Annotated in this window: 8 protein-coding genes; 4 read left to right on the forward strand and 4 right to left on the reverse strand. The window is 31.7% G+C overall.

What is annotated here, in order from left to right:
* Positions 1-32: 32 nt before the first annotated feature.
* Positions 33-953, forward strand: a complete 921-nt coding sequence (locus tag RR409_RS15280; RefSeq protein ID WP_332558634.1) for a pseudouridine-5'-phosphate glycosidase — start codon at positions 33-35, stop codon at positions 951-953.
* A gap of 226 nt (positions 954-1,179) precedes the next feature.
* On the opposite strand, the gene RR409_RS15285 is transcribed toward RR409_RS15280, so the two are convergent.
* Positions 1,180-1,677 carry a hypothetical protein gene (locus tag RR409_RS15285; RefSeq protein WP_332558635.1) on the reverse strand — a complete coding sequence of 166 codons (498 nt, stop codon included), beginning with the start codon at positions 1,675-1,677 and terminating at the stop codon, positions 1,180-1,182.
* Positions 1,678-1,863: 186 nt separating this feature from the next.
* On the opposite strand from RR409_RS15285, the gene RR409_RS15290 reads away from it, so the two are divergent.
* Together RR409_RS15290 and RR409_RS15295 are read left to right on the forward strand one after the other, a co-directional pair.
* Positions 1,864-3,225 carry an MATE family efflux transporter gene (locus RR409_RS15290; RefSeq protein ID WP_332558636.1) on the forward strand — a complete coding sequence of 454 codons (1,362 nt, stop codon included), beginning with the start codon at positions 1,864-1,866 and terminating at the stop codon, positions 3,223-3,225.
* A gap of 155 nt (positions 3,226-3,380) precedes the next feature.
* Positions 3,381-4,391, forward strand: coding sequence for a serine hydrolase (locus RR409_RS15295; RefSeq protein WP_332558637.1), 1,011 nt, complete (start codon positions 3,381-3,383; stop codon positions 4,389-4,391).
* Positions 4,392-4,716: 325 nt separating this feature from the next.
* Here RR409_RS15295 and adhE read toward each other — a convergent pair whose 3' ends face one another.
* Positions 4,717-7,383, reverse strand: coding sequence for a bifunctional acetaldehyde-CoA/alcohol dehydrogenase (gene adhE / locus RR409_RS15300; protein ID WP_332558638.1), 2,667 nt, complete (start codon positions 7,381-7,383; stop codon positions 4,717-4,719).
* Positions 7,384-7,929: 546 nt separating this feature from the next.
* Between adhE and RR409_RS15305 the strand changes: the two genes are divergently transcribed.
* Positions 7,930-9,855 (forward strand): S8 family peptidase, encoded by a 1,926-nt coding sequence (locus tag RR409_RS15305; RefSeq protein ID WP_332558639.1) that lies wholly within the window; start codon positions 7,930-7,932, stop codon positions 9,853-9,855.
* A 151-nt stretch (positions 9,856-10,006) separates the two neighbouring features.
* On the opposite strand, the gene RR409_RS15310 is transcribed toward RR409_RS15305, so the two are convergent.
* The gene (locus RR409_RS15310) at positions 10,007-10,945 is read right to left on the reverse strand and encodes a hypothetical protein (RefSeq protein ID WP_332558640.1); all 939 of its coding nucleotides are present in this window, start codon (positions 10,943-10,945) and stop codon (positions 10,007-10,009) included.
* A gap of 24 nt (positions 10,946-10,969) precedes the next feature.
* On the reverse strand, positions 10,970-12,121 hold a 1,152-nt coding region (locus RR409_RS15315), incomplete at its 5' end, for a dicarboxylate/amino acid:cation symporter (RefSeq protein ID WP_332558641.1).

Here is a 12,121-nt window from a genome sequence, read left to right on the forward strand (position 1 = left end):
AATGTAAATAAAAAATTAAAGGAGACAGGAATATGTTAGAAAAATATTTAGATATTAACAAAGATGTGGAAGAGGCGTTAAAATTAGGAAGACCAGTGGTTGCATTGGAATCAACAATTATATCACATGGTATGCCTTACCCTAAAAATGTTGAAACTGCTCTTAATGTTGAAAAAATCATTAGAGACAATGGGGCAGTTCCAGCTACTATAGCTATATTAAATGGTAAGCTGAAAGTGGGATTAACTGAAGAAGAAATTGAGTTTTTGGGCAAAGAAAAAAATGTAGCTAAAACAAGCAGAAGAGATATCCCATTTATAGTAGCTAATGAGTTAAATGGTGCAACCACTGTAGCATCTACCATGATAATTGCAGATTTAGCTGGAATCAAAGTGTTTGCTACAGGTGGAATTGGTGGAGTTCATAGAGGAGCTACTGAAACTTTCGATATTTCAGCTGATTTAGAAGAACTTTCAATGACTGACGTAGCAGTAGTATGTGCTGGAGCAAAATCAATTTTAGATATTGGACTAACACTTGAATACCTAGAGACAAAAGGTGTACCTGTAGTTGGATATAAAACAGATGAATTACCAGCTTTCTATACAAGAAAATCAGGATTTAAAGTTGACTATAAAGTTGAAAGTGAAGAAACTCTTGCAAGATCACTTAAAGCTAAATGGGATTTAGGATTAAGTGGGGGAGTAGTAGTTGCCAATCCAATACCTGAGGAATTTGCTATGAACTTTGATGAAATAAATGATGCTATTAATGAAGCGTTAAGAGAATCAGAGGAAAAAGGTATCAAAGGAAAAGAAAGTACTCCATTCCTTTTATCCAAAGTTAAAGAAATTACCAAAGGTCAGAGTTTAGAAGCAAATATTCAACTAGTTTATAATAATGCAAAGCTCGGGGCCAAGATTGCCGTAGAACTAAGCAAACTTAACAAATAGACCTATTGTTACTTACATGAAAGAATTATATATTTAATTTGAAGAAAATAGTTTTAATAAATTACTTTATTCAGTATTGCATATAAAAAATTTTTATATTACCTATAAAAATAAACCTCATGAATATTATTTAGTCTTAATAATATTCATGGGGTTTATCATTTAGGATTTTTATTGGGAATAGGATTTTTAAAATCATCTAAAATTTTAAAAAGATACATCTTTGCTAAGATCTTATAAAGCCCTTAAGGATTATTAAAAGTCCAAGTATCATAAATATAACTGGAAATAAGGTTTCAATATTAATTACTGGAAAGTATTGCTCATATATTGGAAATAAAAAAGTGAAAATTGATAAAAGAATTAGGAGTAATATAAAAGGTAATATTAAATCATTTTTTTTATGAAATATATAGTAATTTAATAAGGCTACACTTAAAGATAAAAACATTATAGCAATATGAGTGCATAAGTAGTTAAATTCGTTATAAATGTTTATGGTATACATGATTCCGTAAACTATGAATATTCCAGACATGATAAAAAAGGTTCTTTGATTTTTATCAGAAATAGCAATGAACTCCATCATAACTCCAGCTAATAGAATGAAAATTGGCCAGAATTTAAGAATTTTAAAGAAAGATGCTGAATCATACTGAAATAAAAAATATAATAATCCTACAATAAAAAGGGTAATTCCCACATACGCTTCTTTACTTTTCATCTTGTTCGTCCTCTCTAATTCATATAATTAATTATATTTTAAACACTGAAAATATATAACAAAACCTACATGTAATTAAAGATTATTCCTCGTAGTAAAACTTAACTTTATAGAATAACTATAAGTACTATGTTATAATGTACAAGGAATTCTAGACATAGTTATTTATGAGTAGGAGAATAGTATATGGATAAAAATTTACTTAATAGACGTACCTTTATCAAAACTTTATTATCTTTGGCATTGCCAATTACATTACAAAATTTAATCTCTTCTTCATTAAATATGGTTGATACACTGATGATAGGTAGTTTGGGAGAAGTTGAAATCGCAGCTGTAGGGCTTGCTAATCAGTTCTTCTTTTTATATTCACTTATAACTTTTGGAATAAATAGTGGGTGCGCCATATTTATTGCGCAATTTTGGGGCAAAAAAGATGAAAAGAATATAAGAAGAGTCTTAGGATTATGCATATCAACAGGAATAATCACAAGTATTTTCTTTACATTGTCTGCACTTTTAGCACCAGAACTTATAATGAAGTTTTTCACGAAAGACACTGAAGTAATTGCACTTGGAAAAGATTATTTAACGCATGTTTCTTTTAGTTATGTTCTTACAAGTATAAGTTTCGCTTATGTCTTCGCATCAAGAAGTATAGGACAACCTAAGATACCTATGATAACAAGTGCCACTGCACTAATTTGTAACACAGTTTTAAACTATTTGCTTATTTTTGGAAAGTTTGGATTCCCAGAATTAGGAGTCAAAGGGGCTGCAATCGCTACATTGATTTCAAGAATTTTAGAACTTATATTAATAGTAACAATTATATATAAACAAAAGGGAGTTCTTGCAGCTAAACTCCATGAAATGTTAGATTTAAGCAGAGAATTTATCTTTAATATTTTTAAAACTATATATCCAGTAATTTTAAATGAATTTATATGGTCTTTGGGCATGACAATGTATTCTGTTGCCTACGCTAGAATTAGCACTGATGCAGTGGCCTCGGTTCAAATTTCAAACACTGTACAGAATATTTTTATGGTGACAGCATTTGGTCTTGCAAATGCCTGTGCCATTATGATTGGCAATGAAATTGGTAGAAAAAATGAAGATAATGCTGTAATCCTTGGCAGAAGATTTATTAAGACTTCCTTATCTTTAGGCATTATTCTTGGCATAAGTGTATTTTTGTTTAGCGGATTTATAGTATCGTTATTTAACGTAGATGCCAATGTAATCAAAAATACTACTATAATATTAAAATTATTTTCATTTATAATACCAGTAAAAATGCTAACTGCACTATTTATTGTTGGAATTTTTAGAAGTGGAGGAGATACCAAATTTTCATTAGGACTGGAAATGGGAAGTGTATGGGGAATCGGAGTACCTTTAGCTTTTTTAGGGGCAATTGTACTTAAGCTTCCAATATATATGGTGGTTGGCATGGTATATATAGAAGAGATTGTGAAACTATCAATCTCTCTTCCGAGGTTTAAATCTAAAAAGTGGATTAGAAATCTAGTAAACAATTTATAATTAAGGCGCTCTAGCAATGATGCATATAGTTGTTGAGACTTAAAATTAAAATGAATTATATACCTTTTTTTGTTAAATACTATTCATAGCATGGATAGTGACCTTTACTTAATAAGGGATGTTACTAAAGATTAAGCGGGGAGGCAATTATATTTATGCATGGAAAATTAAGAAAAACTAAAGTAACTAAAAAAATGAGAAAGAAGATAAAAAAACTTTTTTTCAAGATTAGTTTCATAAGCGTATTTATTTTATCTTTAGGAGCTATCATGAGTAAAATTAATAATAATCCTGAAGAGGGTATTGCTTCAATAGCTAGCACTAACCCAATTGAGGCTAAAGATTTAAAGGAAATTACATATGAAGAACTTTTTCCCCATAACGCAAAAATTAATGAATTGAAAAAATTAGGTAATATATCAGATCAGGATATTAATGAGATGTTAGCATCTATAAAAGAATATTTAGGGGATGACATAACGAGCACTTCAATAAGCTATTATGACATTATTACTGGTAGAAATTTTAATATAAACGAAAAAGTTGAATTAAAAGCAGCTAGCACAGTTAAAGTTCCCGTGTCAATGATGTTATATGAGGCAATCAACAATGGTGAATTATCTGAGAAAGATACTATGACCTTTAAACAAGGGGACTATGAAGCTAGTTTTGGTGGTATAGGTTATGAAAATCTAAATGAACCTAAAACTTTTGAGCATATTAATGAATCAATGATTATGTACTCTGATAATGTTGCTGTAAATATGCTTCTAAGATTTTTTGGAAATGACAAGAGATATGATTTTATTGAATCTATTGTTAATCACAAAATTAATAGGAATGGAAATTATTCAACTGCGGAAGATACTATGAAGATTTTAAAAACTTTGTATTTAAACCCAAATAACAATCCTTTTTATGAAAAAATTATAAAATTAATGAAGAATACATCTTTTCATGAAAGATTAGATAAGTTTGTACCAAAAGAAATAGTAGCTCATAAAATTGGTGACTATGGTGATAACACAGGTAGTTATGTACATGATGTCGGAATAATATATACAAAACAGCCCTACATATTAGTAGTTATGACAAAAAACTTAAGTGATTCATATAACAAGATTGCAAATGTTTCTAAAATAATATATGATATCCAAACGCAATAGATTTTGAAAATATGCCTTTAAGTCAAGGCCACACGTAAAATGGGTGGCATCATTATACCTATAAGGGCAGGGTGCTGACTGTGGTTTAAGGCACTTTGAAGAATTTGACAACTGCATAAATTTCACAAACGGCTCCTAAAGGGGCTGTTTATTTTTACTTTTTCTTGGCTCACTCGTATATGGGGCAAAATAGAACCACGGACGATTATACAATATATAAGGTAATAAATATCAAAAATATTTATTACCTTATTTTGATTAGTAAAGTTTTGAGGAAGTTATTTAATATATTAAATAACTTAGATGTTGAAGTTGCTTCCTAATACTAGTAAGCATTAGTTATCAATTCTGCAATTTCAGAAACTAATGGTAGTCTTGGGTTTGCAGTAGTACATTGGTCTTCAAAGGCTTCATCCGCAAGTTCCATTAGAGCTGAATCTAAGTGAGCTTTAGAAACTCCACATTGACTTAAGGAAGATGGAACATTTAGCTCTTTCATTAGATTTTTTATAGCTTCCACTAAATTATTAATAGCTTCTTCGCGGGTGCTATGATCTAATCCTAAGTGTTTTGCAATTTCCTGGTACTTCTCAGGAGCTTTATAATATTCATATTTAGGGAAAGATACCAACTTACTTGGATTACTTCCATTATATCTGATTACATGGGGAAGCATTATTGCATTGGCTCTTCCATGAGGAATATGAAACTCAGAACCTAATTTATGAGCTATACTGTGATTTACTCCAAGAAAAGCGTTAGTGAAGGCCATTCCAGCAATACAAGAAGCGTTATGCATTTTTTCTCTAGTAAGTGCATTACTACCTTCTCTATAAGCTGTTGGCAAATGTTTAAATACTAATTCGATGGCTTTTAAGGCAAGGGCATCAGTATAGTCAGAAGCCATCACTGAAACATAAGCCTCTATAGCATGAGTTAATACATCCATTCCAGTGTCTGCAGTAACAGAAGGCGGTACTGTCATAACTAATTCTGGATCTATAATTGCTATATCAGGAGTTAGCTCATAGTCAGCTAAAGGATATTTAATGCTATTAGCTTTATCAGTGATAACTGCGAAGGCTGTAACCTCAGAACCTGTTCCAGAAGTAGTTGGTATTGCCACCATCTTTGCTTTTTTACCAAGTTTAGGGAATTTAAACGCTCTCTTTCTTATATCCATGAATCGTAATTTTAGGCCGTCAAATTCAACCTCAGGATTTTCATAAAACAACCACATTCCTTTAGCAGCGTCCATAGCAGAACCACCACCTAGAGCAATAATTACATCTGGCTCAAAGCTTCTCATTTGGGCAGTTCCCCTCATAACAGTTTCAGTAGATGGGTCTGGTTCTACATCTAAGAATATATTGACATCAAAATTAGCTTTCTTCAAATGATTCATAACCCTTGATACATATCCAAGTTTATCCATGAATTTATCAGTAACTATAAAAGCTTTTTTTCCTGGCAGTTTTTCTAGGTATTGTAGAGAGCCTGGCTCAAAATAAATTCTTTCTGGTACTCTAAACCACTGCATGTTAACTCTCCTTTTTGCAACTCTCTTAATGTTAATTAAGTTTTGTGCGCTAACATTTTGAGTAGTTGAGTTTTTTCCCATAGTGCCACAACCTAGAGTCAAAGAAGGTAAATTTACATTATAAATATCTCCTATAGCTCCTTGAGAGGAAGGGGAGTTAATGATTATTCTTCCTACTTTAACTCTTTTTGAAAATTCTTCAATAATGTTATTATTAGTAGAATGAAGTACTGCAGAATGTCCAAGACCACCGAAGTTAATCATTTCTTCTGCTCGTTTTATGCCTTCTTCTGTGGTGTCAACTATGAACATTGAAAGAATAGGACTTAACTTTTCTCTTGATAGGGGATAGTTCTCGCCTATGCCCTGAAGCTCACAAATTAATATTTTTGTTCCCTCTGGAACTTCTATACCAGCCATATTAGCTATTTTTTCAGCACTTTGCCCAACAATATCCGCATTCATTGATTGCCTTTTTTCATCTATAGCAATCTTTTGAAGTTTTTTCATTTCTTCTTCATTTAGGAAGTAGCATCTACGTTCTTTTAGAAGGTCAATAACTTCAAGCGATATTTCTTTATCTATGATAACAGCTTGTTCAGAAGCACAAATTGTTCCATTATCAAAGGATTTTGATAGTACTAAATCATTAACTGCTCTTTTTAAATTTGCAGATTTTTCAATGTAACAAGGTACGTTTCCAGCTCCAACACCCAAGGCAGGCTTTCCAGTGGAATAAGCTGATTTAACCATTCCAGGACCTCCGGTAGCTAAAATGATATCTACTCCTGGGTGGTGCATTAACTTTTGTGAGGCTTCAATGGATGGATTTTCAATCCATTGAATACAATTTTTAGGAGCTCCAGCTTTTATTGCCGCATCTCTTACAATTCTAGCTGCTTCAACACTGCATTTTTGAGACCTTGGGTGAAAGCTGAAAATTATTGGATTTTTAGTTTTAATAGCAATAAGTGATTTGAAAATCGTAGTAGAAGTGGGGTTAGTTGTGGGAGTTACTCCTGCAACTACGCCAATAGGTTCTGCAACCTCCATGTAATCTCCCTCTTCGTTTTCATTTACAATACCTACAGTTTTTAATTTTTTAATACTGTTATAGACATATTCAGAAGCAAAAATGTTTTTAGTAATTTTATCTTCATAAATACCCATACCTGTTTCTTCCACTGCCATTTTAGCAAGCTCTCTATGCTTTGCTAAGGCAGAGATTGTCATATTTTTAACTATTAAATCTATTCTTTCTTGATCAAAAGGAAAAAAGTCTATATATGCTTGCTTAGCGTTTGACACAAGTTTATCAATATCCTTCTCTACAGTACTCTTAGAATCCTTTTTTAAGTCATCTTTTATACTTGAATTAGCAATATTACCAATAGAATTCTCTCTTTTTTCGCTGAATTCTGGCTTTAAATTAGAATTATCTACTTTTGACATAGAAAGACCCCCTTAAAACATTGTTATTAATTTAACTAATTATATTATACATCTATGGAAGTGAATTGCAATATGTTGTGTTAAATTAATAACAATGTTAATAATTTATTTATAATTTATATTTTACCAACTCAAACGAGATTTATTTTCTTGAATTTTTACCCTACAGAATATCAATTTATTCATACAATGAATTTTCTAATACATGTACGAAGAAAATGAATTATTGTGCAAATATATAAACAAATATTCAAGGAGTTATTATATTTTTGTAATTTAAAGAATTTAGAGAAGTTAAGATAGAAATGTATGTGTAAGAGGAATAAATAATAAAATTAAGGGAGGGACTAAATGAGCTAAGTATCTTAAAGGTTAAGGATGTAAATTTTAAAGAGCTTCATTTAAATAATGTGTTAAATACAAATGCTGAACAAAACAGTAGTAGGTGCCATAGTATAATTATAAGATGTATAGAAATAAACGGACTTTAAGTATGTTTATTTATTAATTTATGGAATTTATAGAAATATAAAGGTGGGAGAAAATATGGCAAGTTCCTGTGAAGATTTTTTTAATAAATTTGGTAGAGAACTAATTAACGGAATTGATATTGCGAAAAAAGGCCTAACTGCAGAGGAAGCTGGTCAATATTACTTAAATGATAATTATGAAACATATTTGGTAGAATATACTGGTGATTTTTTAGGACACATTAATACTATAGACTATGCTAAAGTATATGATTATGGTATTTTTTTTGCAGTATTGTTTGTAAGGGAAGGAATGTTAAGTGAATTTCTTAAAGAATTTCCAGAAATAACAAATATAGAAAGAAGTTTTCCATTTACATTGTTAAACTTAAATGAAAGTAATGAATTACCGGATCTAAACGCCATTAGTAAAGGTATTGTACCGTTAGATGGTGAAGGTGTTGTAGTTGGGATAATTGGAACTGGAATAGATTACTTAAACCCTAGGTTTATTGACGAAAACGGGAATTCAAGAATTGTTTCTATTTGGGATCAAAGTCAAATTGGAGGTCCGATTCCTGAAAATTTTATACAAGGCACTGAATACACCAGAGAGGACATAAATAAAGCAATAAGAGAAAGAGCTAGAGGGAACAATCCCTATGCGATTGTGAAGCATAGAGATGAAACTGGTTATGGAACTGCAATAGCTACTATAATTGGTGGTAGAAAACTTGGGAGAAGTGATCTTACCGTTAGTGTTGCACCTAAGTGTGAGTTTATTATAGTAAAACTTAATGAAGCAAGTAGGATAAGTAAAGCACATTGGGCCCTTGAAAACTATACAGGGATTGTTTATGATAGTACGGATATTGTAGATTCTCAAAGATATATTCATCAAATGCAAGTGAAATTAAATAAACCAGTTGTGATGTATATAACAGTGGGAACTAATCTGGGTGCCCATGATGGAAGCACTGTAGGGGAAAGATTTACGAATTATTTTTCTGAAGATAGATTGTTTACGGTAGTTTCAAGTACCGGTGATCAAGGGGGAAGCCCCATATGTTTAAAGGAGACTTTTTCAACTGATGAAACTGAAAAGGAAATAAATCTAAATGTAGATGAGAATCAAGAGAATCTGTTTTTTGTTCTATATTATACTGAGCCAGATAGAATTTCGGTTGGCATCACCTCACCCCTAGGAGAAACTATTAATAAAATACCTTTTAATAATATTAATGGTGAAGAGTTAAGTGTTACATTAGGAGAAAGTTCAATTTCAGTTCAGTATTTCTTAGAACAAAAGGACACTGGAAATCAAAGACTTAATTTTATAATAAGAAATGCTGCAGGCGGAGTTTGGAAAATAAATATTGTAAAAGAATATGCTATTTATGGTACCGTGAATATGTGGCTTCAACAAAAAGAATTTTCTGTAGGTGATACAGGTCTTGTGCAGTATACTCCGTATACAACCTTAATGACACCCTCAAGTGCAAATGGCATAATGGTTACTTCTTCTTATAATCAAATTGACAACACATTAATGAGAGAGTCTGGAAGGGGCTTTACTTCAGATAATAGAATTATTCCTTCTGTTTCCTTGCCCGCTAGAAATATTTTAACAGCAGGGGTAGATAATAAGCCCATTGTAGTAAGTGGGTCAGCTGTATCAGGAGCTATTTTAACTGGTGTAGTTGCTTTGCTTTTTCAATGGGGTATAGTGCAAGGAAATGATATAAATTTGTATACTGCTAAGATAAAAAGTTACCTTATACAAGGAACAATTAGAGAAGAGGGTCAGATTTATCCAAATCCAGAAACTGGATACGGTGTTTTGAATATCGAAAAACTATATGAAAGATTAATCAATAGAAAAAAAAATGCTAGAGATGAAATTGGTGTAATTAATACAAACCTCTATACAAGTAATGGAATAAGTAATCTATATATTAATATACCTGAAGAAATTTATAATAAGTTAAAGTTTATTAAATAATATTTAATATTCATAAAAAGTAAAATAAAGTGACCTAAATGCTTTTTAGAGAATTAAAATTAATTGAATACAACAATCGACCATAGTATTTATTGAAGGACATGAGCTGTTATTAAAAAAACTGCTGAGTATTTAAACCCAGCAGTTTTTACTATTTATTATTTACTACTTTTTCAAGTTCTTCACCAAGGAATTTTGCTATAGCACCCATGCCTGAAACTCCAACTTTACTTTCGGCTTCTGCATTATAATTTGTATTTGTATTAACATCGTAGGTATAGATCTGTCCATTTGTATCAGTTATCATTTCAATACCTGCAATTTCAATCCCATTGGCAACTAAGAATTTAGCGTATTTTTCAAAAATAGGACTTTCAAAGCCTTCTAGCACTGTAAATTTAGAAGTTTTAGATTCTCCAACTGGGCAAAAGGCATCTGAAATCTGGCAAGCATCAGCAGGGCAAAGTTGAAACCCTTCTGAAGTATTTACTTGTACTGAATAGTAGTACTTTCCACCTATGAATTCATTTCTTACTATATATGGAGCAGGGGATTCAATATATTGCTGAATCAAAGTTATTCCATCTACTGGCTCCTCAAAATCTGGTCCATAAACATAACTTTCTAAGGCTTCCATATTGGCAAATTTTTGTACTCCGAGGCCCTTACCAGCTCTATTATGCTTTGTTATAAAAGCACCTTCAAATTCTTTAGCTGCTTTAATTATTTGATCTTTTCCTACTGCTGCAATTGTCTTTGGAGTAGAAATACCAAAGGCTTCTAAGGAAACCTGCTGAGCCACCTTGCTTATTTCAAGTTTAAGTGCATTACTGTTATTTACAACTCTTCTTCCGTGAGCTTCAAGCCAAGCTAATACTGCTCCAGTAAATTCTGCAGCGTAGCGGTGATCTCTTGTGTGAGAAGAAGCACTCATTCTATTATAGAAAACTCCTACAGGAGGTGTCTTAGTTAAATCAAGAGTTCCCTTGTATAAAAACCATTCTTCATATGGGAGATTTAAAGCCTCGAATTCTTTTCTTAGTGGTAATACCCATTCCTCATTTTCGTGTATAACATATATTTTTTCCATTGTGTATCAATCCTTTCTTATATATTAAGCTGCGTCCAGCTCTTGTTTATTATTTTCATTATTAAATCCATTAATATCTAGTTCGTTTTCAGTACTTGCAACTAGAAGTGATGCTACTGCTGCACCAGTAACATTTGTCATAGTTCTAATCATATCTACAACAACATCAATTCCTAGAATCATAGCTAGTCCTTCTATTGGAAGACCCAAACTTGAAAGAACTACAGTTGCTGATATTGTAGCTGCTCCTGGCACACCTGCAATTCCAATGGAACTTATAGCTGCTGTTACAAAAAGCAATACATAGTGGGATAAAGTAAGGTCAATATTAAATAGTCTTGCAACGAAGATGGCTACAAGGGTTGGATAAACTCCACCGCCACCATTCATTCCTATGGATGCTCCAAGGGATGCTGTAAAACTAGCAATTCTATCTGAGATTTTTACATTTTCAGTTAATACCCTTATGGTTATTGGAAGAGTACCATAACTACTTCTAGTTGTAAAAGCAACAATTAAAGCTTCTGATATTTTCTTGAAAAATATTAATGGATTTATTCTTGCAATAAGTGCAATCATACTTCCATGTACTAAAGCAATATGGATAAGGCAGCCTAAATACATAGCTATTATAAATTTGGCTAAAGGTAATAATGAAGTTATGCCATATTTAGCCGCTACTGCAACCATCAAACCATATACTCCATAAGGGGTTAATTCTATTATCATTCTTGTTAAACTGAACATTATCTTTGAAAGGGAACTTATAAAATCTTTAACTGGCTTAACAGTTTTAGGGTTTTTGTTGCTTTCTACATTAATTGCAATTGCTACAAGCAGTGAAAATATAATTACTGGAATCATCTTTGCATTTGCCATATCACTTATAGGATTAACAGGAACCATGTCTACTATTACAGCAGAGAACTTAGGAACTTCCTTAGCCTTAAAAGCAGCATCTTTTACAAATTCTATACCAGCACCTAAATCCATAGCTTTTCCTACAATCAAACCTATTGCGGTGGCGAGCACCGTAGTTGCTATTAAAAATCCAATGGATTTTAAACCTATTCTTTTAAGCTTATTTGTATTATCTAAAGTAGTTATGCTAGAAATTAAGGATGCCATAACCAGTGGTATAACAAGCATCTTGATTAAGTTAACAAAAATTGTTCC

Source organism: Clostridium sp. (assembly GCF_036642255.1).
Lineage (GTDB): Bacteria > Bacillota > Clostridia > Clostridiales > Clostridiaceae > Clostridium_J.